General features: G+C 35.8%; 23 protein-coding genes and 1 riboswitch. Of the genes, 5 read left to right on the forward strand and 18 right to left on the reverse strand.

The genetic code is table 11. The features are described 5' to 3' along the window. Positions 1–36: 36 nt before the first annotated feature. Together CPHY_RS15530 and CPHY_RS15535 are read right to left on the reverse strand one after the other, a co-directional pair. Positions 37–477: an acyl-CoA thioesterase gene (locus CPHY_RS15530; RefSeq protein ID WP_012201007.1), complete on the reverse strand. Its 441-nt coding sequence runs from the start codon at positions 475–477 to the stop codon at positions 37–39. Positions 478–521: 44 nt separating this feature from the next. Further along, the gene (locus tag CPHY_RS15535; RefSeq protein WP_157668822.1) at positions 522–1037 is read right to left on the reverse strand and encodes a TIGR01440 family protein; all 516 of its coding nucleotides are present in this window, start codon (positions 1035–1037) and stop codon (positions 522–524) included. Between the two features lie 115 nt (positions 1038–1152). Here CPHY_RS15535 and CPHY_RS21850 point away from each other — a divergent pair, with 115 nt between their 5' ends. Further along, entirely contained in the window at positions 1153–1311 is a 159-nt protein-coding gene (locus CPHY_RS21850; protein WP_157668743.1) for a hypothetical protein, read from the forward strand. Then, on the forward strand, positions 1283–1486 hold the full coding sequence (locus tag CPHY_RS15540) for a hypothetical protein (protein ID WP_041703726.1): 204 nt from the start codon (positions 1283–1285) through the stop codon (positions 1484–1486). Before CPHY_RS21850 ends, CPHY_RS15540 begins: the two co-directional genes overlap by 29 nt. Before the next feature lie 129 nt (positions 1487–1615). Here CPHY_RS15540 and eno read toward each other — a convergent pair whose 3' ends face one another. The 5 genes from eno to CPHY_RS15565 form a co-directional block, all read right to left on the reverse strand. Beyond that, on the reverse strand, positions 1616–2929 hold the full coding sequence (eno, locus tag CPHY_RS15545; RefSeq protein ID WP_012201009.1) for a phosphopyruvate hydratase: 1314 nt from the start codon (positions 2927–2929) through the stop codon (positions 1616–1618). 433 nt (positions 2930–3362) lie between these two features. Next, the gene (locus tag CPHY_RS15550; protein ID WP_012201010.1) at positions 3363–4829 is read right to left on the reverse strand and encodes a cell wall hydrolase; all 1467 of its coding nucleotides are present in this window, start codon (positions 4827–4829) and stop codon (positions 3363–3365) included. Positions 4830–5023: 194 nt separating this feature from the next. Then, positions 5024–5923, reverse strand: coding sequence for a GNAT family N-acetyltransferase (locus CPHY_RS15555; protein ID WP_012201011.1), 900 nt, complete (start codon positions 5921–5923; stop codon positions 5024–5026). Positions 5924–5965: 42 nt separating this feature from the next. Further along, the gene (locus CPHY_RS15560) at positions 5966–6883 is read right to left on the reverse strand and encodes a DUF2156 domain-containing protein (protein WP_081428560.1); all 918 of its coding nucleotides are present in this window, start codon (positions 6881–6883) and stop codon (positions 5966–5968) included. Between the two features lie 279 nt (positions 6884–7162). Beyond that, positions 7163–7795 carry a CBS domain-containing protein gene (locus CPHY_RS15565; RefSeq protein WP_012201013.1) on the reverse strand — a complete coding sequence of 211 codons (633 nt, stop codon included), beginning with the start codon at positions 7793–7795 and terminating at the stop codon, positions 7163–7165. A gap of 168 nt (positions 7796–7963) precedes the next feature. On the opposite strand from CPHY_RS15565, the gene argH reads away from it, so the two are divergent. Continuing rightward, positions 7964–9352, forward strand: coding sequence for an argininosuccinate lyase (gene argH / locus CPHY_RS15570; RefSeq protein WP_012201014.1), 1389 nt, complete (start codon positions 7964–7966; stop codon positions 9350–9352). Between the two features lie 398 nt (positions 9353–9750). Here argH and CPHY_RS15575 read toward each other — a convergent pair whose 3' ends face one another. The 5 genes from CPHY_RS15575 to CPHY_RS15595 form a co-directional block, all read right to left on the reverse strand. Then, positions 9751–11337, reverse strand: coding sequence for a putative ABC transporter permease subunit (locus CPHY_RS15575; protein WP_012201015.1), 1587 nt, complete (start codon positions 11335–11337; stop codon positions 9751–9753). Positions 11338–11364: 27 nt separating this feature from the next. Next, a complete protein-coding gene (locus CPHY_RS15580; protein ID WP_012201016.1) occupies positions 11365–12075 on the reverse strand; it encodes an ABC transporter ATP-binding protein in 711 nt (236 codons plus the stop codon). Between the two features lie 421 nt (positions 12076–12496). Next, positions 12497–14650 (reverse strand): glycoside hydrolase family 3 C-terminal domain-containing protein, encoded by a 2154-nt coding sequence (locus tag CPHY_RS15585; protein WP_012201017.1) that lies wholly within the window; start codon positions 14648–14650, stop codon positions 12497–12499. 13 nt (positions 14651–14663) lie between these two features. Next, complete coding sequence (locus tag CPHY_RS15590) at positions 14664–15629, reverse strand: endo-1,4-beta-xylanase (RefSeq protein ID WP_012201018.1); 966 nt, start codon at positions 15627–15629, stop codon at positions 14664–14666. Between the two features lie 88 nt (positions 15630–15717). After that, positions 15718–15918, reverse strand: a complete 201-nt coding sequence (locus CPHY_RS15595) for an endo-1,4-beta-xylanase (protein WP_041703727.1) — start codon at positions 15916–15918, stop codon at positions 15718–15720. A 571-nt stretch (positions 15919–16489) separates the two neighbouring features. On the opposite strand from CPHY_RS15595, the gene CPHY_RS15600 reads away from it, so the two are divergent. After that, complete coding sequence (locus tag CPHY_RS15600) at positions 16490–18106, forward strand: glycoside hydrolase family 43 protein (RefSeq protein ID WP_012201019.1); 1617 nt, start codon at positions 16490–16492, stop codon at positions 18104–18106. 199 nt (positions 18107–18305) lie between these two features. Here CPHY_RS15600 and CPHY_RS15605 read toward each other — a convergent pair whose 3' ends face one another. The 4 genes from CPHY_RS15605 to CPHY_RS15620 all read right to left on the reverse strand — a co-directional run bounded on the left by CPHY_RS15605 (position 18306) and on the right by CPHY_RS15620 (position 21095). Next, positions 18306–19223 (reverse strand): SufB/SufD family protein, encoded by a 918-nt coding sequence (locus tag CPHY_RS15605; RefSeq protein WP_012201020.1) that lies wholly within the window; start codon positions 19221–19223, stop codon positions 18306–18308. Positions 19224–19226: 3 nt separating this feature from the next. Further along, entirely contained in the window at positions 19227–19949 is a 723-nt protein-coding gene (locus tag CPHY_RS15610) for an ABC transporter ATP-binding protein (RefSeq protein ID WP_012201021.1), read from the reverse strand. Next, entirely contained in the window at positions 19943–20776 is an 834-nt protein-coding gene (locus tag CPHY_RS15615) for an alpha/beta hydrolase (protein ID WP_012201022.1), read from the reverse strand. The genes CPHY_RS15610 and CPHY_RS15615 overlap by 7 nt, the downstream gene beginning before the upstream one ends. Positions 20777–20912: 136 nt before the next feature. Next, positions 20913–21095 carry a hypothetical protein gene (locus CPHY_RS15620; RefSeq protein WP_041703728.1) on the reverse strand — a complete coding sequence of 61 codons (183 nt, stop codon included), beginning with the start codon at positions 21093–21095 and terminating at the stop codon, positions 20913–20915. Positions 21096–21374: 279 nt separating this feature from the next. On the opposite strand from CPHY_RS15620, the gene CPHY_RS15625 reads away from it, so the two are divergent. Further along, positions 21375–22664, forward strand: coding sequence for an HlyC/CorC family transporter (locus tag CPHY_RS15625; RefSeq protein WP_012201023.1), 1290 nt, complete (start codon positions 21375–21377; stop codon positions 22662–22664). 122 nt (positions 22665–22786) lie between these two features. Here the strand turns inward: CPHY_RS15625 and mgtE are convergent, their stop codons facing one another. After that, on the reverse strand, positions 22787–24118 hold the full coding sequence (gene mgtE / locus CPHY_RS15630; protein WP_012201024.1) for a magnesium transporter: 1332 nt from the start codon (positions 24116–24118) through the stop codon (positions 22787–22789). A 372-nt stretch (positions 24119–24490) separates the two neighbouring features. After that, a riboswitch (M-box (ykoK) riboswitch) is annotated at positions 24491–24666 on the reverse strand. A gap of 76 nt (positions 24667–24742) precedes the next feature. Next, complete coding sequence (locus CPHY_RS22575; RefSeq protein WP_334290447.1) at positions 24743–25207, reverse strand: NifB/NifX family molybdenum-iron cluster-binding protein; 465 nt, start codon at positions 25205–25207, stop codon at positions 24743–24745. Positions 25208–25211 lie beyond the last annotated feature (4 nt).

The raw sequence follows: 25211 nt of genomic DNA on the forward strand, positions 1-25211 counted from the left end.
TTTAAGTCTTCTTGTCACTTAATTCCAGCTTTATATTTAAGCTTTCTTTTCACCTAATTCTAGCAAACCCTTAAATATCTGATAAACTTCAGGCTTTTCTTTTGCTAAACGAAACATTTTATACTCCGAATTTAAGAAACAATGTTTTGTTTCTCCTACGGTACATAATCGACCTGTTGCTACATCGGTTATTTGGTAAGTTACTGTTAGCTTAACACCATTAAACTCTGTAACTCTTGGAAGAATCGTAACAATATCATTAAATCTTACCATTGATTTATATTCACAATTTACACCAATTACCGGTATTATCACTCCACACTCTTCCATCATTTGATAAGTAAAACCGACTTGTTCTAGCATATCGGTTCTTGCTTCCTCAAACCAACGAATATAATTTGAGTGATGAACAATTCCCATCTGATCTGTTTCATAGTACTGTACTTTATGTTGATAAGCTTTTATATCTTCTTTCAATCTTTTACCTCCTGACCTTATGGTACCTTCTTTGGTAATTTCTTTTATCGCTGTTCACCTCGGTAGATTGCTCGCTCTCCACCGATAAATTTTGGTCTAGTTCTGGCACACACTAGGTTTGCCTCACCTATCTTAGTAACACTAAGTCGAACCGGTACTGCAACCCGCTTTAAATGCATTCCAATTAAAGTATCTCCTATATCTAATCCAGCGTTCGCCTTTATCTCTTCCACTGCTACAGGTGAGTTCATATGCTCATAAACAGTCGTAGCAAAAGAGCCCCCAGCATGTGGTTGTGGTACAACACTCACAACTTCATATCCATAATAAGTTGCTACTTCCTCTTCAAGAATTAAGGCTCGATTTAGGTGCTCGCAACACTGTGCTGCCAGATAGATTCCATGCTTTGAAAGAATAGGAGCTATTGCACTGTATACAGCTTCTGCTGTAGCCATCGCACCACTTGTCCCTATCTTCTTTCCTACTATCTCACTCGAGGAACATCCAACAACCAACAAGTCTTTTTCCTTTAAGCCTGCAATTTCAATCAATTCTATCATTGCTTGTTCGGCATTTTTCTTTATTTCTTCTATCACTAAAATCCACCTTTCTACGTTATTTTTAATTATTATAACCCAATAGTCCACTAATGAAAAGGAAAAAGAGTAGTATATAGTGGTACCATTTACACAGGAGAATAAACTTGACAATGGAAATCGTATGGATTACGATTATCTTAGAAAAATTATCAGATACTTTGCTGTAACTGCAGCAATCACATTTCACAAATCGATACGAGGTCTTTATGGAGAAATCAAAATTAACCACCTATGAACCATTGCTACCATATGACATTACCTATGGTGAAAATCGTAATTTATACGATAACATGACTTATGTCTGTGATCCGGTCTTATGCAACAAAACTATGGTACAAATGGTCAGTGGAAACATCATTAAATTTTATGAATACTTACCAGTGCAACCATTAAAAATAGGAGGAGTTTAACTCCTCCTTTTTTATGAAACTTCTTTCTAAAAAAGATGTGACATAACATGATAATTCAAAACAAGAAAAAGCACGCTATACGAACTTTTCCTTGTTTTGAATATCACTAAGATTCTCTATTTAACTTAGTTATTTTAAAACTTTGAATGCTTTTTTACCAGGATAAATAGCTGCCTGACCCAATTCTTGTTCAATTCTAAGCAATTGATTATATTTAGCAACACGATCACTTCTAGATGGTGCACCGGTCTTAATCTGACCAGCATTTGTAGCTACCGCAATATCTGCAATTGTAGTATCTTCCGTCTCACCGGAACGATGAGAAACGATCGCTGTCCATCCTTGATTCTTTGTCATCTCAATCGCATTTAAGGTTTCAGTCAGAGAACCAATCTGATTGAACTTAATTAGTACAGAATTAGATATATCTTCTTTAATTCCCTTTGAAATACGGTTTGTGTTAGTAACAAATAAATCATCTCCAACAAGCTGTATACGTGATCCAAGACGCTCGGTTAACTTCTTCCAACCTTCCCAATCTTCTTCTGCTAAACCATCTTCTAAGGAAAGAATAGGATATTTATTACATAGATTCTCCCAATAATCAATCATCTCATCTACAGTCTTTAACTCTCCAGACTTCCAGAACAGATAGTTTCCTTCTTTTCCAATCTTCTTTGCTTCATCATACATTTCGGTAGCCGCAGCATCCATCGCAATATAGAAATCAGAACCTGGCTCAAACCCTGCTTTTTTGATTGCTTCTACGATATATTCAAGAGCTTGCTCATCCGAATTAAACTTCGGTGCAAATCCACCCTCATCACCTACAGCAGTTACATATCCATCTGCTTTTAATAATTTCTTTAAAGTATGAAATACGGTTGTACTGTGCTCTAACGCTTCTGAAAAGCTCTTAGCACCCACTGGCATAATCATAAATTCCTGGATGTTTAAACTAGAATCTGCATGCTTTCCACCATTAATGATATTCATCATAGGTACCGGAAGAGTTCTTGCATTTGTACCGCCAAGATATTGATATAATGGAAGGGAAACAGCAGTTGCTGCCGCTTTTGCTGTTGCAAGAGAAACTGCTAAGATTGCATTAGCACCAAGCTTTCCCTTATTCTCTGTACCATCTGCATCAATCATTGCGGCATCAATCTCAACTTGGTTTAATGGGTTTCTTCCACATACCGCTTCTGAGAGTTCTTTCTTTACGTGTTCAACTGCATTTAATACGCCATTACCAAGATAACGCCCTTTATCTCCATCTCTTAATTCTACTGCCTCAAATGCGCCTGTAGAGGCACCAGATGGTGCAGCAGCCATACCCACACTACCATCACTTAAAATAACTTCTGCCTCCACTGTTGGATTTCCTCTGGAGTCTAAGATTTCTCTACCTTTTACTTTTTCAATACTTAATAATTTTTTCATACTAATCACCATACCTTTCTATATCCTGCAAACTTTGGGATGCAGGGCACTATTATAACTTCATTTTGGCGCTTAGCGCCTTTTTATTGAATTGGAATAACACAAACTCTCTATCACATTTATAACCATAACTATGCGTCTCTATACTAGTATTATTATAAATAGTATATCATTTACATTTGAAACATCAATACCTATTACCAAATGAGTCAAAATATTCCTATCATTTCTATAGGAATACTAAGTATACGTATAGAAAATTTACCTTATCACAAACAAAAAGGGGTGTTGCAAAAATCATACAAGGTAATGAGTTTTGCAACACCCCTTAGGGTATCATTCGTATAAATACGACTGTATCATTCGTATAAAAACGACAGTATCATTCATATATTAAAACGACTGTATCATTCGTTTATTAAACGACTAACATTTATCTTTGATAAAAGCAGTGACTGCCTAAAATGTAATATTTTTTATAGCTTGAAGTTTTTGCTCTATTTTTCATCATGAAATATTTATAATCACCAATATTGTTATTACCAGCAAGTGCTTCTATCGCAGCTTTTTTACAACTTTCCGTAACTTGCGATTTATACTTTTCTACACGACCGGAATTTGCTCCGGAAAATTGACCTGGTGCATATATAACATCATGAATTGTTTTTCCCCAATAGCCGTCTATCATTCGGTTAACTACAACATTCGCTACCGCCAACTGACCTTCATAAGATTCTCCATTTGCTTCCATCGCTACTACAGTAGCAAGAAGCAGAATCTCTTCGTCGGATACTTTTATTGCGGAACGATTAGTTTTAGAAGGTTTATGCTTTTTTGCTTCTTCTAGTTCTTTTGCTATCTGTGCTGTTTTTTTCGCTTCTTCAATCTCTTCCTTTGTAGTCGCTGTTTTTAAATTAAACACAGACTTGGATAAATCTTTACTAACATAACTTACTTGGCTATCTTTATATTGGATCGCATACCATCCGTCAGTGTCTTCATCAGAGACATGAACAAAACTATCCTCATTCTTTGCTTCCGTTAATACCTCGCCTGTTAAATCAGGAGATTTTCTAATATTAACTGAACCAGCTGTAATAACTATTTGGTCAGCCTTTAGTTCCGATACAAGATTTTTTGCTTCTTCATCAAAATATAAGTATTGATTACTTGCATATCCGGTAACCTTGCCTGAGGTTATCTTCGTCCATTCTTCTCCGCGCTCTACGATGGTTGCGTAAGAATTCTTATTTAATTGACCAACAATTGTTGCATCTGAGTCAGCTTCACTACGTATGTTTAAAAACTCACTTACTTTCGGTAGTACTTTCTCATACTCCGGTAAAGCTTTTATCATACTGAAAGTATCAATTTCTTCAGAGTTACTATTTGAATCTGCAACGTTTTCTTCCATGCTAAATGCAATTGCTCTCGCTTTTACATTCTCTTGTACTGCCTTTTGCTCTAAATCTTCTTGCTTCTTTTTTTCTTCTAAATTCTCTTTAATAACTTTTTGTTCTAAATTCTCTTTCATTGCTTGTTTTTCCAAATCCTCTTCCAATGAAACATTGGAATCCAATGCAGTATTGGAATTAACATTTGATTTATTTGTTTCTTTTGTATCATTTGTATGATTGGAAGTTATTAAGTTATCTGAACTGTTATCCTCTATTGCTAAGGAGAACAATTCAATTTTATCCATTTTCGCAAATTCATCCTCTTTTGATTTCGCAAAATCTAATTGATTTGCTTCATCATCCGAAGTATTTGTTTCAGCAATCTGTGAATCATCTTCATAAGTACCACTTATGCTATAGCAGGTAGTGTCTGTTATCACTATCATAGCAAAGAAACATACTATCATGACAAGGATTACTGAAACTCTTGTTTTTGCTTTCATATTCGTCTAATTCCTTTCGATGTTTTCTATTATGGACGAATTGTTACATTTGTAACACCATAATGAATGAACTATCTCATAATTATTACAAAAATATTACAATGGAATTATACCAACGAAATGAAGTTTTGTCAACCTTTGGTACAGGCTTCAGTTTTTTGAAGCTTTCTCTTAATCTTACAACCATAAAAATCTTAGTCTAAAGCCAAGTTAAAATAGCCATTTGCATACGCTTCTGTATTTAAACGAACCATTGCATATGGCTGAAGTTCACCTTCAAATGCATAATAAGATGGAACTGTTACAATCGCCTCCAGACATTCTTCCTCTTTCATCAGATAAGCAATTGCATCTGCAATCAAATCTTCTGGTAACGTTGTTTCTTTTATAACTAATTGATTATTTTTTTTATAATACATAACGGCATAGGAGTGATTATCAACCGATAGTTTAAGTACCTTTCCTCCCGCAAACCTAGCTTCATTCACAGCATAGGTGATTGCTTCAAGGTTCCATTTAACATATCCTGGTCGATCAAAGTGAAAATCACGAAGTTGTTTGTATTCTTCTGGAAGAATATCCTTTTTCTCATAGTTATTTTCATAAGCAAGAGATACCCCGTGAACTCTGACGTTCTCTGCTTTGATAGATGCTACAGAAAGCATTTGTTCCGCTGCAGCTTTAAAATATAATTGTTTTTTAAAGTAAATGGTTTGATAACCACGTCTTTCGTAATAAGAGAATAGTTCTTTATTTGCTGGTACTAGAATCGTTCCTGCACTATAATTTTCTTCGCTTGTCCGACTCGCTTCTTCCAATAGTTCTGAAGCTATACCTTGCTCTCTGGCTTTTGGCAAGGTAGCTACAGCATAAACATAGTGAATAGGCAAGGTTTCATCATCGGTATATCGATACGATGCTGGAAGTAGGGTAAGCATTCCTAAGATTTCTTCCCCTTTCTTGTACACATAAGTATTCTCTTCTTTAAATCGATTATCATAATAGAAATCCACATAGGATATTTCATCTTGAAAGCAAATCTGCCACATCTTTTTTAATTGCGGCACCATTTCCTTCGTTGCTAATGTAATCAAGTTACCTCTCCTTCACTTTCCTTCATCCTCAAACTTATATCATTAGTTTGTCTTTAAAACTGCTTTGTACTTTTCAAAAAGTATGTCTGGATAATAGGATAATTTTGCTTTTCTTAGCCCTTCATCCCCCATGTCATCTTCACGGTTAACGTACTCAAAATCTTGACATTCGTGCAATACAAATTGCTGATTTATCATAGGATATGCACCTTGGATATGAGAATATGCTTTTTCTATATGAACAATAAAAGTATTGCTGTTCAAAGCTTCACCCATAGTAAATGCAACTACTTCTCCATCTAAACGAAGCAATCCTCCAACAAGCTTAAGCTCATTAAAATGATGAAAAGCTGTCTTTACTGCACAGGATTCATGTACCAGATTAATATCCTCTCTGCAATGGTAAAGTTCGCACCACTTCTTACTCATATTTTTACAATCTTCAATATTCTCCATTGTCATAGGTTCATAAACCCAGCTTGGATTATCTTTAAAACGAGCTATATGATTTCGCTTACCATGTAACTTCTTACCTGCTAGTGTTGACAATCTCTCTGTCAAATAAACATAGTCTGCATCATCACGTACTGAGATATAATCAAATTCTTCTGGAAACAACTCCTTTAGTTCCGGTAATTTACCTTCTGGAATACCTCTCATCTCAAATTTAAGACCACGTTCTTTCGCGTCGTCCATTAAAAGTTCTACAACTTCTTTTAAATTTCCTTCACCTGTAGGGTATCCATAGGAACGCATTATTCCAAATCCCCCTAAGGTACAATAAAAGCCATTCACATTGGCACATAATAAATTATACTGCTTTTCCCATAGGATATTATTAGAGAAGGAATATTCGGCTCCCATTAAGTCTGATTTTTTAAGACACTCCTCTATCCATTCCCTATCGGTTAATTCTATTGCTCTAAATGGTATCATATCTAATCCTTTCTTTCGTTTCATTTTACTTTTTATCTGTACGTCTTGTATAAAATTCTAAAATAAAAAATTTTTAAAGCAGCAATAAATTGATTTTACTACTTAAACTTATGCAAAACGTTTACCTTTTGTAATCTAGATATTATTCTCGTTGATTTGTTTTTATACTTATTATTATTGTATTCAAATTATAAAAAAAATGTCGTAACATCTTCTAACAAATTCATGAAGAAAGCCGCATTTTTCTTCCAAAAACATGATAGTTGCTATCTGGAAGAAAAAGCGGCAAATCGGAAAAAAGTTTTACTTGCTTTGTTTGTTCACACGAACGTCAAAGCCTCTCTTCGTTAAAGCTCTAATAATATTATCAAAATCATCACATTCTACTCTTACAAACAATTCCTGTAAACCTAATGTTTCAGTATTAATTACTACAATGTTCTTAATATTACCATCATGTTTTGCTATAGTCTCTGCAATTTTTGCCAGGGTTCCTTTATAATCATAGGTGTAAATTGTAAATGTATCAAAATTTTCGCCAAAAAGTTTCTGATATTCTTTAAATATTGCTTGTTGTGTTATAATTCCTAATAATTCCTCTTGTTTACCTACTACAGGAATAAAACGGAATTTGCTTGCGATGAAAATGGCTGCCGCTTCTTCTATTGAGGTATGTTCTGAGACTGTTATCATTTTGGTTCTCATCATCTCACGAACCTTACGCTCTAAGAATTCTTCTTTTGTTCCATTGAACTCACGGAAATAGTTTTCATAAACATGTTGTTTCGATAAAGCCCCAATGAATTTATTGTGGTCCACAACAGGCATAGATAATAGCTGATGTGCTTCAATTGTTTCTAAGGCCTCTCCAATGGTATTGTCTACACTGATGCACTTTAACTCTTTAAGTGGTATCATAATTGCTTTTACTTTCATATCGATTCCTCCCTTGATATGTTATGGGACCCAAAGAAGCAACATATGTTTGCTTTCCTTGTCTTGAATTATAATGATTTTATACCAAAATTGCAAGATGAACTTGCATTTAGCTTAAAAACGAGCTACTATAAAACACAAAAAAGATTAAGAAGTGAGGGAACCAAAATGAAATTATGGGGCGGTAGATTCACAAAAGAAACTAACCAACTTGTGCATAATTTTAATGCTTCGATCTCCTTTGATCAGAAGTTTTATGTACAGGATATCCGTGGAAGTATTGCACATGTAACCATGCTTGCAAAACAGGGAATCTTAAATGACGAAGAAAAAAATAAAATTATTGATGGTCTTAATGGAATTCGTGATGACATCGAATCTGGTAGCCTTGTAATTGATAGTACTTATGAAGATATTCATAGTTTTGTGGAAGCCCATTTAATCTCCCGTATCGAAGAAATAGGGAAAAAGCTTCATACTGGTAGAAGTCGTAATGATCAAGTTGCTCTTGATATGAAATTATATACAAGAGATGAAATTACAGTTCTAGACGAATTATTAAGAGATCTTCTTTTCGAATTATATTCTTTAATGAAAGAACATACTGAGACATATATGCCTGGTTTTACCCATTTGCAGAAGGCACAACCTATTACACTCTCTCATCATATGAGCGCTTATTTTGAGATGTTTCGAAGAGACCGTGATCGCTTAAGTGATATATTTAAGCGAATGAATACTTGCCCATTAGGTGCAGGAGCACTTGCAGGAACTACTTATCCATTAGATCGTGCTTACACTGCTTCCTTACTTTCCTTTACGGAGCCAACTAGAAATAGCATGGATTCTGTATCCGATCGTGATTATCTCATCGAACTACTCAGTGCTCTTTCTACCATAATGATGCATCTAAGTCGTTTCAGTGAGGAAATCATCATCTGGAATACGAATGAATATCGTTTTGTAGAGATTGATGATGCGTACTCCACAGGGAGTAGTATAATGCCTCAAAAAAAGAACCCAGACATTGCTGAATTAGTTCGTGGAAAAACAGGACGAGTTTATGGCGCCTTGATGTCTTTATTAACTACAATGAAAGGCTTGCCTCTTGCTTATAACAAAGATATGCAAGAAGACAAAGAATTAACCTTTGATGCGATTGACACTGTTAAGGGTTGTCTCTCCTTATTTACAGGAATGATTCGTACAATGAAATTTAACCGTGATACGATGAAAGCAAGTGCTGTACTTGGTTTTACCAACGCTACCGACGCTGCAGATTATCTTGTAAATCATGGCGTAGCATTTCGTGACGCTCATGGAATCATCGGTCACTTAGTACTAACCTGTATCGAGAAAAATTGTTCAATTGAAGACCTTAGCCTTACTGAGTTACAAGCTATCTCTCCAGTCTTTAAAGAAGATATTTATGATGCAATTTCATTAAAAACTTGTGTTGAAAAGAGAAATACCATCGGTGGACCTGGCGTTGATGCTATGAACGAAGTAATTAAGGAATGTGCTAAATATTTAGAAAATAATCCTTCTATCTCTTAGGTAAAGTCAATCTTTCTTTAACCTTAGTAGACGGGGAGAAATGAAAATCTTATTGTATTTTCATTGCTCCCCGCTTTGTAATATTTCTAATTGTGCTTCTTTTTCTATTTCTGTTCAGTTTATATTCCTACTTCTTTTTCTATTTCTGTTTCTATTTCTCTATTTCTATTCCTATTTCTATTTCTCTATTCCTATTTCTATTTCTCTATTTCTGTTTCTGTTTCTATTTCTATTTCTATTTCTACTTTATATCTATTTTATTTGTATATTCTTAAGTCTATATTCTATTAAAGGTTACCCATCGATTCTGACTCCAAAATATATCATAGGACTCATATACTGTATTTCTATGATACCAGAAAAAATATCTTCAAAAACCAAAACGAATAGTTTTTTAACTATAAGCGTGCAATGAGTTTTGCACCATTCTTATTAAGGTAAACTTGTAAGATTCCTGATATAAGTAATACAACTACCACAGTTCCATATCCTAACGCCATTACATTAATACCGTTTACCATAAATAATAACGCTATCGGTATTCCAACAGTAAGAAAACCGCCTAATGATCCCATCATAGAGGCTGCGCTTTGCTTTACAACAACAGTTTCATTTTTCCATTCTAGCATTGGTAACTTTAGATTAATCACAAGGCCGAGAACCGCTGTTAGATAACAATATGAAATTGGTAATGCAAGGGTCAAAAGAAAGTCTAGAACTCCCATCTTTAAGCCAATTCCAGCAAGTAATGAAGTTAAAATACTAGCTGGTATAGTCATCGATAAACTTAAACTAATCTTTGCTGCAAGAATTGTTTTTGCTGGTACTGGTGCTGACTTTAATATCCAGATATTCTTTCCTTCTAAAGAGATTGAGGAAGCAGTAATAGCCACCAAACTTACCATAAAACTCATCAAATAAGGTACCATTTCCTTTAACATACCCGCTGCTTCTGGAATATTAAGAATCTGTTCAATCTGATCGGATTTAAGAAAGACTAATGCAATTACACCAACTAACATTAGAACTAATCCAATGGATGTGTTTAACAAATAGATTGTACAAGAAAAATAACGTTTCGCTTCTTTTAGGTACAACGCTTTTAACTGTCCACTTGTCTTTAATTCTTTCACTTTATATTTTGAAGTTGTTCTTCTCGCACTTATTACAGTATTCATCCATTTAAAGTATCGACCAACGATAATGGAGAACACGATCAAAGCTAGTATAGAAACAACAAGAAATGCTGTATAGGAAAGAATATCGGACTGAATAATTCCTTTTAGATACCATCCAGCTAACGGATATACTACTACCATCTTATCTCGAATTAATGTACCAAACTCCGCAATCTGGTTTTCACTCTGCATCTGAAAGCTTAGCAGTATAACTAATAATGTTGCTGCAAACATCAGGATTGTATGAATTGCATTACTATGCTTAAATCCCGCAGATATTACCGCTAAGATAACCCCGAGTATCGATGCTATGATAATCGGTATGATTGGGATAAATAGTAAGGATACCATAGATAATACATAAAATACTGGGGATGCTTTTGCCATAACCCCATAAATTATATAATTAGGTACTAATATTGCTAATACAAACACCATATTGATTAGGTAGAGTAACATTAATCGGCTTGCTACTACAACCCACGATTTCATCGGTAATGACATAACAATATCATAATCTTTAAATCCAAACAAAACTCCCTTTACCTTATAAATTGAAGTAACTAAAATCATAAGGCAAGTCACTGCCATAAATAATCCAGGTAAGACATCTAGTAAATCCATTGACTTAAGAGCTATTGCCATTATAAAACTATACGTTCCAGATAAAAAAGCAAACAATAAAAAGCCAAGCACCAAAATCGTTGTGACACTGATATTTTTCTTTAGATTTTTGCTTCGCTTCATATTTAAAAAATCAAATGCAGAACCAAGCTGCATTCTTGTAAGCGTCCACACTTGTCTCATAACTTCCTCCAATCTTGCACAAACGGCTTATTCATCGATAAGCTCCATAAATACTTCCTCGAGACTTTGATTTCCCTTAACCTCGTTTGTAGTACCAGAAGCTATCAATTTACCACCTTTGATAATTGCAATTTTATTACACAATTTCTCTGCAACTTCAAGTACATGAGTGGAGAAGAATATGGCACTTCCGTTTTGGCACATTTGAGTCATAATCTGCTTTAATTGATGAGCTGCTTTTGGATCTAGGCCAACAAAAGGCTCATCCAATACCATCAATTTTGGCTCATGGATTAATGCTGAGATAATCGCAAGTTTTTGTTTCATACCATGGGAATAGGAAGCGATAGAATCCCCAAGATTCCCAGTAATCTCAAACAAATCCCCATACATCTTAATACGTTCCTCTCTCTCTTTCTTTCCAACTTCGAATAAATCTCCTATAAAATTTAGATATGCAATACCTGTAAGATGCTCATACAAATCTGGATTATCTGGTATGTATGCCATCTTCTTTTTGCATCCTACTGGGTCCTTCTTTATTGATACACCGTCAATTAATATATCCCCTTCTTCAAAATCAAGAACTCCAACCACAGCACGTAAGGTTGTTGTTTTACCAGCGCCATTGTGCCCAATAAAACCATAGATATCACCTGCCTCAACCGTAAGGCTTAGATTATCTACTGCTTTCTTATTTCCTTTATAAATCTTTGAATAATTTTTTATTGTTAACATATGCACGCACTCCTCTCTTTATACGAATATTCTACATTTTTCATCATTTAGACGTTTATCTAAATATTGATTATACTATATTATACCTACATTTTGTTGTCAAGTGGTATTATTCATGAAACAGTAAGTATAGTGTTCTTAATATAGTATATTTTTAACATCTTTACGTAGTATGCTTTTTTACCTCTTTATATAGTGTGTCTTTTTCTTTTTATCATAACTTACTAGAGGTGATTATAAAGTTTGTAATAATTTGAACGAAGAGGAGATATCCTTTCTTCTCCTAGATAAAATGCATCTCTACGAAAATCTGGTTATCTCCTCTATTTCATGAAAACTATTGTAATTTATATACAGACAGCCTAAATTAAATTCTGAACCTCTAATTTAACAATGCTTCTTACTTATATCTGACCTTTATCTACTCACCAAGTAAAACTGTTTCAGGTGCATGGAACTGTATTTTAATTGGATTCTTACCAGTTAACTGAATACTTCTAGTATCTGGTTGTGAATCACTTAGATATAGCTCATACTCCCCTTGATTTAAGATAAATTCACCTTCCTCATTATATAAACCAAAGGCTCTGTCATCTAACTCAATCATGATATCTTTTTCTTCTCCTGGGAGTAAGCTCACTTTTTTAAGGCCTTTTAGCTGACAGTTTGGAGCATCTTCTCCTACATATTTAACATATGCTTGTGTTGTCACCGAACCTTCATAATCACCGGTATTCTTTACTCTTACCATACACTCTACGTTGGAACCTTTTCCTAAAGTATCTGTATTTACATAAAGTAATGTGTGCTCAAAGGTAGTATAACTTAAGCCATATCCAAATGGATAAAGAGCCTCATTCTTCATATAACGATACGTACGGTTCTTCATAGCATAATCTGTAAACTCAGGTAATTCCTCAGTCGTACGATAGAATGTTACAGGAAGCTTTCCTTCTGGGTTTCCATCTCCAAAAATCAATTCTGCAATCGCTCTACCACCTTGTGCTCCAGGATACCAGCCTTGTAATATAGCAGGAATATGCTCATCTGCCCATGGCACTGCCAAAGCACTACCGGAGAGAAGGATTAAAATAACAGGTTTTCCACATTCATAAATAGTTTTTAATACATCTTCTTGAATTCCAGGAAGCGCTAATGTCTTCTTATCTCCACTAGCAAATTGATTTCCCTGGTCGCCTTCTTCTCCTTCTAATCCTGGATCAAGACCCAGGCATGCTATTACGACATCACTATGTTCACAAACTGCACGTACCTCAGCAATACGGTCATTTTCCTGACTTAAATTAGAGAGTTTATTTTTAAATAAATGACAACCTTCCGAAAAGTATACTCTAACATCTTCTGGGACAACTTGCTTGATTCCCTCTAATACAGTAATGTATTCTGACGCTGTTCCTTCGTAATTCCCCACCAACGCATTACGATTATTCGCATTAGGCCCAATAACTCCGACAGAGGTAATTTTCTTTGGATTAAGAGGCAATATATTATCCTCATTTTTTAATAACACAACACACTTTTTGGAGGCTTTGATATTAAGCTCTTTGCTTGACTTCGTATCTACTTGGTCATATGTAATTGTGTTAAACGGAATCGATTCTTCTTTATCAAATAATCCGAGTTTCATTCTTGTTGTAAAGAGACGTATAAGAGCAGTATCAATTGTCTCTTCTTCCACTAAACCATCCCGTACTGCTTGTAGTAAATTAACATAAAGATTTCCACAGTTTAAGTCGCAACCACGATTCATTGCCAAGGCAACTGACTCTACTGCATTTGAAGTAACCATATGGTGCTCATGGAAATCTTTGATTGCCCAACAATCTGAGGTCACATGACCAACAAATTCCCATTCTCCACGTAAAATATCTTCTAAAAGTGTCTTACTACCACAGCATGGTTCTCCATTTGTACGATTGTAAGCTCCCATTACTGCTTCCACCTTATGCTCTTTTACAAGTTTCTTAAAAGCTGGTAGATAAGTTTCACGCAAATCCTGCTCCGAAACTTCGGCATTGAAACTATGGCGAATATCTTCTGGTCCAGAGTGAACTGCGAAATGCTTTGCACAAGCTGCTGCTTTTAAGTAGGTTTCATCATGCCCTTGGATACCGTCAACAAAACGTCCTCCTAAGGTACCACTTAAGAATGGGTCTTCTCCGAAGGTCTCATGTCCACGACCCCAACGTGGATCACGGAAGATATTCACATTCGGTGACCAGAAGGTCAAACCTTTGTAGATATCGTGATCTCCATATTTTTGTTGTGCATTAAACTTACCTCTTCCTTCGGTAGAAATAGTATCTGCAATCTCTTCGATTAAATCTTCATCAAATGTTGCCGCTAAACCAATCGCCTGCGGAAAAACGGTGGCTACGCCAGCTCTTGCTACTCCATGCAATGCTTCGTTCCAATAATTGTACGCTTTAATGTCCAATCTTGGTATGGAAGGTGCGGAATGTAAGGTTTGAAAAACTTTTTCTTCTAGTGTCATTTTCTTTACAAGTTCTGTTGCTCGTTGTTGAAATTCTTGTTGTGTCTTCTCTGCTGTCATAATAGGTCCCTCCCTAAAAATTCATAATTTCATAAAATGCTTCTTTTGGTTTCATCATCTCATCAAACAGTAATGGCCAGTTTCTACGGTTATTTACTGGAAAATGGTTTAGCCAGCTGACATCATCTGATACTCCCCATAGGGTCACGGATGTAATATCATTTTTATATTCTCTAAATATCTGAAAGCACTCTTTGTAAACTCTGGCCTGTGCTTTATACTGTTCTATCGTTGGTTTCAAGATTTCTGACCTGTCTTCATGGCGAAACATTGATACATCCATTTCCGTGATCTCAATCGATACTCCAAGCGATAAATATTTTTCAATTGCTTCCTTTAATTCATCCATGGAAGAATGATAGATATTGATATGGCATTGCATCCCAATACCGTCTACTGGAATCCCTTTCTCTTTAAGTTCTTTGATTAGTTTAAAGATTTTATCCCGCTTGATTGGATTGGTTTCATTATAATCGTTATAAAACAGTTTAGCCTCTGGCATCTCTTGCTTCGCAAGGAGAAATGCCCTTTCTATATAATCATTCCCTAATCCCTGAAGCCAACTGGATTCTCTTAAAAATCCATCTAATTTATCCTCTATCGCTTCGTTTACTACATCTACACTATAACAATCCTTTCCATACCGCTTACCTAGCATATGGATATGATTTGATAGCCTTTCCTCTAACCCCTCCTTCGTAGTATCTAAAAATACCCATTCAGGCGTTTGGTTGTGCCAAACTAAGGTATGCATTCTCATTTTCAGTTCATTATCTTTTGCAAACTGCACAATCGTATCTGCTTTTTCGAACTGATATTCCTTCTCTCTGGGACAAAGATTAGAAAACTTCATCTCATTTTCACATGTTATAGAGTTAAAATGATCCTTTATTAACTCTCCATGTGTCCTTATCGTTGAAGCGTTCACTGCTGCCCCAATAAGGAAATAATCTTTATATTTTTCCTTTAAGGTTTCCATCCTGACTCCTTTATTTTGCATCTTTCATTATTTTCATTTTTCATATTCATTTATATTATCTTTTTACATAATATCCCTTTTTACAGACTTAGTAAAGCGGTATACTCTCATCAAGACAAGCTCCATAAAATGCTGCTTTGGGCAAAAGATTATCGTCAAAGAATAGCGGGTTTTTCTTATCTCCATTCAGCCAAGAATATTCATCACTAAGCCCCCACACAGTAACACTAGTAATATTGGTTGCTTTGTTTCTTTCAAACTTTGATATAAAGAAAACAGTCCTCTTCATTTGTATCTGCTACAGTCTTCTGGGATTTGTATTTTCAAATATCTTCCGATCATAATTACAACCTACCATACTCACGGAGAGTAGGACTACTAATAACAAACCATATATACTTTTACTCATAAATCCTCCTTAAGTACAGCACTAACACCTAATCCATACAAATACACCAGTCTCTATTCCGCTACCGTGTAAATACAACCGTAACGCCTTAAACCTTATTTATATTTTATTTCTTTGTTTTGCCATGATACTGTCGTCCCTTTTATGCAAAAAGTGTATATTTTTCCTTATAGTAATAAGTTTCTAATATCTAATAATAGCTTACGATGAAACAGGTATTTTATCTCCTCATATATTGTTGTTAATATATCATTTTATGCTAATCCACTTTGAGTCTTAGTAAGAAATAAGACATTTACTTTACTGCTAAAATAAGGTATTATCTGTCTTGTATAATAGTATATTTCTACCATGTATCACTTAAATATCATTTAATTTTTGAACATATTGTCACCTTATATCAATAGCACAATTTGATATAACCATTCTTATTTCGAAGGGGTAAGTGAAAATGAAGCAGATAAAAGTTTCGAATCCTATTCTTTCTGGATTCTATCCAGACCCATCCATAGTCCGCGTCGGACAGGATTACTATATGGTAAATTCCACATTTTCTTACTTCCCAGGGGTACCTTTATCTCATAGTACTGACTTAATTCACTGGGAACAGATAACAAATATTCTATCTACTAAAAAACAGTTGAATCTTGCAAATTCTCCTCATAGTGGTGGTATCTATGCTCCAACCATCCGCTATCATAAAGGTACTTTCTATATGATTACTACCAATGTTTCTCATGGAGGAAATTTTATTGTAACTGCAACCAATCCTCTCGGACCTTGGTCAGAACCTTACTTTTTAAATGGTGCAGAGGGAATTGATCCTTCCCTTTTCTTTGATGAAGACGGAACTTGCTATTATTGTGGAACGAAAGGCCGCAGAGAAGGATCTGCTTTCTTCGGTGATAATGAGATTTATGTACAAGAAGTTGACTTAACTACCATGCAGTTAACAGGCGAATCTTATGCCATATGGCACGGTGCCCTAAAAGGAGTTGAGTGGCCAGAAGGTCCGCATATTTATAAACGTGATGGTTGGTATTATCTCATGATTGCAGAGGGTGGTACAGGACTAAATCATGCTATTACTATGGCTAGAAGCAAGAATATAAAAGAAACGTTTGAAGGATGCAAAAGAAACCCTATCTTCACTCATCGTCATCTTGGAAAACAGTATTGGGCAATCAATACCGGGCATGCTGATATCGTAGAGACAGAACACGGAGACTGGTATATGGTATTGCTTGCAAGTAGGCCATGTGATGGTTACTGCTTACTTGGAAGAGAGACTTTCCTGGTTCCACTCATCTGGGAAGATGGATGGCCTATTGTAAATCCAGGTGTTGGACTTTTAGATAGAATAGTTACTATCCAAGTAAAGGATTCTTCTACTTTAGTGGAAGCCAATGAGGCACAAGTAGGTGAAAAAGAATTAGATTCTCTTTTAAAAGACTACCATCCAACTTGTAGAGATATTAAAGAAAATTTCCGTCAGAAGGATTTGCCTCCTTATTTCTTCTACTTAAGAAATCCTCAGGAAGATCACTATGAAACAGGCAGAGAAACTGGTCTTCGCTTATACGCCAGTGATGTATCACTCACAGCAGATGCTTCTCCAACAGCGCTCTTTCTTCGCCAGACTTCTATTAATTACACACTGGGTACCAAACTAGAATCCACTCTAACGAATGAAAATAGTGAAGCTGGTATCCTCCTAATGCAAAGTAATCATTTTCATTACCGTTTTTGTATCTATAAGAGTAACGTTCCTATGGTTGTATTAATATCTTGTATCGAGGGAAAAGAGCAGTTTTTAATTAAGAGAGAATTGTCGAAATTCCCTTCCTATCTGCAGGTGAGGGAAGAAGACCTAAACTTAAGCTTTTTCTACTCTTTCGATGGAACAGAATACCAAACTGTTGCTGCTTCGATTGATGCGAGTATCCTTAGCACAGAACGTGCTGGCGGCTTTGTTGGTACCTGCCTTGGTTTATATACCTATACACCTACCAAGGAATTTGGAGAGGATTTTGTAGATTTTGATTATCTGCATTATCAGGTAATGTAGCCAACAAAATGTATTACATTATTGGAACCAAAATAACTAATTACAATACATATTAGTCCCTCTAAATTCCCGCTTTCCCAACCTTGAAATTCTCCACATAACAGAAAAAGTTTCATAGGAATTTGAACAATTTCTTATACAAGAAAAAGCAAGTTGAACTAAGCTCCTGCTTGGTTCAACTTGCTTCTTTTGTTTGTCTTTATTTTAAGAACCCATTCACAATCTGTGCTTCTGCTTCTGCTTCCGTGAGACCTAACGTCATAAGCTTGGTAATCTCTTCTCCAGCAATCTTACCAATTGCGGCTTCATGAATCAGACTTGCCTCTAAATGATTCGCCGTAATCTCTGGAATTGCACTTACACTACCACGGTCCATTAAAATAGCGTCACACTCGGTATGTCCATAACATTTATTATTTCCATTAATTTTAGATAAAAAGATTTGGTGAGAATCCTCTTTTGCAACAGAACGGGAAATTACGTTTGCTCCACAATCTTCTCCATTTAAGTTTACTTCAAAATCAGTCTTTGCATATTGTTTTCCGTGAGTCATTATCTTTTCTTTAATTACTAAAGTTGCTTTATCTTCTAAGGTTGCCTGAGTAGTGCGAATGGTGGAATCCACGCCCTTGATTTGAACTGTATCCATCTCCATGTAACCGCCCTCATCAATATGAATAATTGTTTGTGGATTTAAGATTCTCTCGCCACTGCCATCTCCAGAACCATAGTGCTTCTCTACATATTTTACTTTTGCGTTTTTTCCAATAAAGAAGCTATGAATACCATCGTGTTCTGATTTATCAGAACCACCATTGTGAATACCACATCCTGCAACGATTGTAACATCGGAATCTTCTCCAATAAAGAAGTCATTATAAACTAATTCTGTCAGACCACTCTGGCTTAATACAACTGGAATATGAATACTTTCATTCTTAGTTCCTGGTTTTACAATGATGTCGATTCCTGGTTTATCCGTTTTTGTAACAATATCGATATGTTCTGTTGTATTTCTACCAGCACCTTGTCCATTTACTCTTAAATTATAAGCTCCCTGTGGAACCTCGTGGAGGTCAGCCACCTGTATGAGCAATTCTTTTTGTATTTCATCCATTGCTTATGCCTCCCCCTTATAAAATTTGCAGCTTGGTGTTTCGTTCAATAATTTCGGTAAGATTTTTTCCTTCTCATCTACCTCTACTACACTACCATTCGCAATTACGATGATATCATCAGCAATATTTAATATACGTTCCTGATGTGAAATAATGACGATAGAACCATGGATTTCCTCATGCATTTTCTCAAATACACGTATTAGGTTATTAAAACTCCATAGGTCAATCCCTGCTTCTGGTTCATCAAATACGGAGAGTTTCGTTTTTCTAGCAATAATCGTCGCAATCTCAATACGTTTTAGCTCACCACCGGAAAGGCTCGCATTAACTTCACGATTGATATAATCTTTCGCGCATAGTCCTACCTCGGAGAGGTATTCACAAGCTTTTGCCGTACTGATATTATTACCGGCAGCTAATGTTATAAGATCCTTTACTGTTATTCCCTTAAACCGAACTGGCTGTTGAAATGCAAATCCGATACCTGCCTTCGCTCGGTCTGTAATGCTCATCTCCGTAATGTCTTGTCCATCAAAGAGAATCTGCCCAGAGGTTGGCTTTTCAATTCCTACTATAATTTTTGCTAATGTTGATTTACCACCACCATTTGGCCCGGTAATTGCGATAAATTTATGATCGTCGATTGTCAAATTTATATTCTTTAATATGTCTTTGTTTGTCTCACCAGATACACCAAAGCACACATTTTTTAGCTCTAGCATGATTTATCCCCCAATCTGCGTACCCAATCCGTTGCTAAGTGAATCCAACCCTGACATTCTGGAGTGACACCACGTCCGTCTGAGTTTTTTGTTTCTTCATTGGCTAATGCTAAACCATGGCCTCCAACTGGGTACATATGAAATTCTACAGATATATTATTTTGTCGAAGCGCACTAAGAAGCAACAAGGAGTTTTCCACTGGCACAGCGGCGTCAGTATAGGTATGCCATAAAAATACGGGTGGCATATTTTCATTCACTTGCTTCTCCAAAGACATTTTGTCTACTAAAGCATCATACTGCTCTCCAAGAAGACGTAAAAAGGAATCTCTATGTGCAAACTCTCCAGAAGTAATTACCGGATAACATAACACACATCCGTTTGGCTTTAACATCTCATTGCTTGTCTTTAGCGTTTTTGAAAGAAAGTCCTCTGTCCAAAATACGCCTAAGCTTCCCGCCAAATGTCCACCTGCACTAAATCCTGATACTACGATACAATCTGGATCCACATTCCATTCTGCTGCATGCTCTCTTACCATCTTAACACTTGCTGCAAGTTCAAGCAAAGCAACCGGATATTCCACTGGTGCTACATGGTAGCGAAGAACAAAGGCATGAAATCCTGCCGCAAGATATTGAATCGCTATCGGTTCTGCTTCACGATCAGAAGTTCTGCTATATCCACCACCTGGACAAATAATGACTGCCGGTCGTTTTCTATTACTATCCACCTGAGGCGTGTTATCTAATACATATGTGTAGAGCTTTGCACTTTCTGTAAGCTCATACCCTTCCAATTTAATATCAATTACTTCGTGCTTCATCCTAAACTCCTATCCGCATGCTTTAGCGTGCTGCTTTAGCCTTTTTATAATGATGGTAACTTCGTGCTAACACAAATTACCATTATAATTGATTTTTCTAAGTTTTGTTTTCGCTCTGAATTTTCTCCAACAGTTTTTAGTATATCATAAATATGTTAATTTTTCCACAAAAACTAGCATGAATCGATCTTTGTTCCATGGAAGCATATCGTACATATTCTATTGAAGCTCCTCGCACATAATCTATTGAAGCTCCTCGCACATAATCCATTGAAGCTCCTCGCACATAATCCATTGAAGCTCCTCGCACATAATCCATTGAAGCTCCTCACACATATCCATTGAAGCTCCTCACACATATTCTTGACATAATGGGTACATTCGAATATAATCTAGTATGTATATTCTCATGTGGTCAACAAGAAAAAGTATACTTCGCGAACTTTTCCTTGTGATAATGAAAGAACGAACATAAGAATCTGTTCCTATCATTTGACTAATAATATATATTTATCACATAACATGGACAATGTCATGACATTGTTCCAACACTAATCCATAGCAATATGGAATATTTTTATTATAAGGAGATGATTCTTTGGACCCCGTCGCCACGCAGCTAGTCGTGTTGCTTATCTTGTTACTATTGTCCGCATTTTTCTCATCTGCAGAAACTTCCCTAACCACTGTTAATAAACTTCGTATTCGAAGCATGGTGGATCAAGGGGTTAAGGGTGCGAAAACTGTCAGTATATTAATTGAAAATCCTGCAAAGATGCTTAGTACCATCTTAATCGGTAATAACGTTGTAAACCTAACCGCTTCATCGTTAGCTACATCTCTTGCGCTATCCCATTGGGGTAGTAAAGCCGCAGGAATTGCAACTGGTATATTAACTTTGTTAATCCTAATCTTTGGTGAAATTACACCGAAGACACTCGCAACTATTCATGCAGAAAAAATAGCTTTCTTTGTTGCACCGATTATTTATTTCATCACACAGTTATTAACACCTGTTGTTTATATTGTGAATAAGATGTCTTATCTTATTTTGTTTATCTTACGTGTTGATCCAAATAAAAAATACGTTACGATGACAGAAAATGAACTACGTACCATCGTAGACGTCAGCCATGAAGAAGGTGTAATCGAAAGCGAAGAAAGAAAAATGATTACTAATGTAGTAGATTTCGGTGACTCACTCGCAAAGGATGTTATGGTTCCTAGAATTAATATGGCTTTTGCAAGTGTTGATATGTCCTATTCTCAATTGATTGAAGTATTCCGCGAAGAACAATACTCAAGAATGCCCGTGTATGACGAAAACCGTGATGATATTGTTGGTATCATCAACTTAAAAGATGTATTCTTTTTCCGCGGTGATTATAATGAATTTAATATTCGTGATTATATGAGAGAACCATATTACACCTATGAATACAAAAAAACCAGTGAATTGCTAAGTGAAATGAAAAGAGAATCTTTACCAATGGTAATCGTACTGGACGAATATGGTGCAACTGCTGGTCTTATTACAATGGAAGACTTACTTGAGGAAATCGTCGGAGAGATTCGTGACGAATATGATTATGACGAAGAAGATGTTATCACCAAACTTGGTGAAAACGAATACCTTGCTGATGGTTCTGCAAAATTAGATGAAATTAATGAGTTTATCGGATTATCCTTAGATTCTGAGGATTATGATTCCATAGCCGGTCATATCATTCATTTATTAGACCATTTACCAGAGCAAGACGAACAAATCACAGAAAATAATATCACCTATACCGTAACTAAGGTTGAAAAAAATCGTATCGATAAGGTGCATATTAAAATAGAACCTGAGTTTTATAAATCAAATTCACAAGATAACGAAGCTAACTAATGTTTCGAAAGAGAATTCTGCATATTTTCAGAGCAGAATTCTCTTTTTTAGTTTATAAAAATTCTTTGCATGTACTTGTATTTCTTTGCATGTATTTGGATTTCATTGCATTTACTTTTATACTATAAATTCATAATTCTTAAAGCAATGGAAAAGTAAATCATAATAGAACAAGTATCTACGATAGTAGTAATTAAAGGAGCTGCCATTAATGCTGGATCCATTTTAAATACCTTTGCTACCATCGGAAGTAAACAACCAAGAACCTTTGATAGACATACTGTGGCAACTAATGTCAGCCCTACCACCAAAGCTAATCCCAGATCATGATACTGAATAAAAATACGTATTCCATTCACAGAACCGAGCATCACACCTACTAAGAGAGCAACACGAATTTCCTTATATAAAACACGAAGAATATCTTTGGAACGTATTTCATCTAGCGCCATACCACGAATTATTAGAGTAGAAGTTTGAGAACCACAATTTCCACCGGTATCCATTAGCATTGGAATAAATGCAACTAATAAAGGAATCGCTTTAAAAGCATTCTCATATCTCGTTATCAGCACACCTGTAACAGTTGCAGAAAGCATTAACGCTAATAACCATACAATACGGTTCTTAGCATGCTGAAATACAGAAGTTCTAAAATACGAATCCTCTGATGGTGACAACGCAGCCATACGTTCAAAGTCTTCCGTGTTCTCATCCTGAATTACATCGATAGCGTCATCAATCGTGATGATACCTACTAAACGAGATTCCTGATCTACGACTGGTAATGCAAGAAAATCATATTTATCAAATTTTCTTGCTACTACCTCTTTATCATCATGTGTATTTACCGTTATAAGATTTGTTTCCATGATATCAGAAAGAATCGTATCATTCTTTGCAAGAAGTAAGTCCTTTACTGTAACAATTCCTTGTAATCTTCTGCTATCATCAAGAACATAACAGGTATAGATTGTCTCTTTATCAAGACCAATTTTTCGAATCTTAGCAAATGCTTCATCCACTGTCATCGTTGCCTTTAGATCAATAAACTCAATGGTCATCACACTTCCAGCACTATCAGAAGGATACTTTAAAAACTCATTTATTAATTTTCTTTGATCTGGTTGAGCTTGCTGTAATATTCTTTTTACAATATTCGCTGGCATCTCCTCAATTAAATCTACTGTATCATCTAAGAAGAGTTCCGACGTAACATCACGTAACTCTTTGTCTGTCATTGCATGAATCAGACGCTCTTGAAGCTCAGTTTCCATGTAGGAGAATGTCTCTACTGCAGTATCTTTTGTTAAGAATCTATATAGTAGAATCATATCTTCATTCTTAACTTCACTTAATATCTGTGCGATATCAGCACTATTCATGGTTTCTAAAATATGCTTTAGCTCGCTATAACTTTTATTTTCTAATAACTCTAATACTTTATCTTGCATGCTTATGCCCTCCTATCATCTTCATTCCAGTTGGCATAAAACCATGGGTCCCCTGAACCCTTTATTACTCGCCAAGGAGAATAGACATTGGCAATACAACTTCAAATTTCACGCATACATCTTGTATACCTGGAATTATCAGTGCATTTGCTATGTAATACCACTTCCCCTTGACGCTACGCCGCTTTGGTTTTATGCCGCTACTACTGCAACTGTCATCGTCCATTCTCCTCACCTCTCTTTCTACTTATAAACACTTCGGCTTTTCTTTGTTTCGGATATCCTCATATCATTATACCCAATAATAAAAAAAGCCCTGCTCCCTTACCAAAATCTTCGGCAAAAGAACAAGGCTTACGAATCCATATACTCGCAGCAATTAACCGTTCAAGCTTTAGCATCGCAGGGCATGGCGTACATTTGACGCCTTGAAATTGCATTAGGTTATGCCTTGATTCGACACAACCTGCTAACCAACTAATAGTGTCTCCATTATTTCGCGGTAGCAATCCATATCCCTGCGGTAGCCTCACCTACCGAAGTTTAATTCTTTACATACTATACTACGTATAATTACTTATGTCAACAGACGTTTCGACGTTTGACGACATACTTACCTATTGCTTAATGACAACTACCACAAGAACAACCGCCACATTTGTGTTCGCCGTCTTTATGATCGTGGTGATCGTGATGATCGTGATGATCGTGGTGATCGTGATGATCGTGATGATTGCAATTTGCCTCTGTAGATGGTTTTGATGCCCCATCTAAGAAAGAAGCCACAGCAACTTCAATGTCTCCTTGCATTCCAGGAATTACAAGGATATCTTCATCCATTAATAATCCCATAGCAGCGCTACCAATTCCACCACAAATTACAACATCAACACCCATTTCTTTTAATAAATCTACAGTTGCAACATGGCCGCTGCCTGTATTCTTAAGGGTAGCTTTGCTGATTAGAGAATTTCCTTCCAATTCAAAAATAGTAAAGGTTTCACAATGACCAAAATGCTGAAATACATTATGATTCTCATCTGTTGTTACTGCAATCTTCTTCTTATTTTTTGCTACTTTTGCTTCCACTGGA

The sequence above is a fragment of the Lachnoclostridium phytofermentans ISDg genome (assembly GCF_000018685.1).
Taxonomy (GTDB): Bacteria; Bacillota; Clostridia; order Lachnospirales; family Lachnospiraceae; genus Lachnoclostridium; species Lachnoclostridium phytofermentans.

Coding starts and splice junctions, on each gene's coding strand:
- CPHY_RS15535 (WP_157668822.1), bottom strand. CDS start 1,037: ATGATAGAATTGATTGAAATTGCAGGCTTAAAGGAAAAAGACTTGTTG.
- CPHY_RS15540 (WP_041703726.1), top strand. CDS start 1,283: ATGGAGAAATCAAAATTAACCACCTATGAACCATTGCTACCATATGAC.
- eno (WP_012201009.1), bottom strand. CDS start 2,929: ATGAAAAAATTATTAAGTATTGAAAAAGTAAAAGGTAGAGAAATCTTA.
- CPHY_RS15550 (WP_012201010.1), bottom strand. CDS start 4,829: ATGAAAGCAAAAACAAGAGTTTCAGTAATCCTTGTCATGATAGTATGT.
- CPHY_RS15560 (WP_081428560.1), bottom strand. CDS start 6,883: ATGAAACGAAAGAAAGGATTAGATATGATACCATTTAGAGCAATAGAA.
- CPHY_RS15565 (WP_012201013.1), bottom strand. CDS start 7,795: ATGAAAGTAAAAGCAATTATGATACCACTTAAAGAGTTAAAGTGCATC.
- argH (WP_012201014.1), top strand. CDS start 7,964: ATGAAATTATGGGGCGGTAGATTCACAAAAGAAACTAACCAACTTGTG.
- CPHY_RS15575 (WP_012201015.1), bottom strand. CDS start 11,337: ATGAGACAAGTGTGGACGCTTACAAGAATGCAGCTTGGTTCTGCATTT.
- CPHY_RS15580 (WP_012201016.1), bottom strand. CDS start 12,075: ATGTTAACAATAAAAAATTATTCAAAGATTTATAAAGGAAATAAGAAA.
- CPHY_RS15585 (WP_012201017.1), bottom strand. CDS start 14,650: ATGACAGCAGAGAAGACACAACAAGAATTTCAACAACGAGCAACAGAA.
- CPHY_RS15590 (WP_012201018.1), bottom strand. CDS start 15,629: ATGGAAACCTTAAAGGAAAAATATAAAGATTATTTCCTTATTGGGGCA.
- CPHY_RS15595 (WP_041703727.1), bottom strand. CDS start 15,918: ATGAAGAGGACTGTTTTCTTTATATCAAAGTTTGAAAGAAACAAAGCA.
- CPHY_RS15600 (WP_012201019.1), top strand. CDS start 16,490: ATGAAGCAGATAAAAGTTTCGAATCCTATTCTTTCTGGATTCTATCCA.
- CPHY_RS15605 (WP_012201020.1), bottom strand. CDS start 19,223: ATGGATGAAATACAAAAAGAATTGCTCATACAGGTGGCTGACCTCCAC.
- CPHY_RS15610 (WP_012201021.1), bottom strand. CDS start 19,949: ATGCTAGAGCTAAAAAATGTGTGCTTTGGTGTATCTGGTGAGACAAAC.
- CPHY_RS15615 (WP_012201022.1), bottom strand. CDS start 20,776: ATGAAGCACGAAGTAATTGATATTAAATTGGAAGGGTATGAGCTTACA.
- CPHY_RS15620 (WP_041703728.1), bottom strand. CDS start 21,095: ATGGATTATGTGCGAGGAGCTTCAATGGATTATGTGCGAGGAGCTTCA.
- mgtE (WP_012201024.1), bottom strand. CDS start 24,118: ATGCAAGATAAAGTATTAGAGTTATTAGAAAATAAAAGTTATAGCGAG.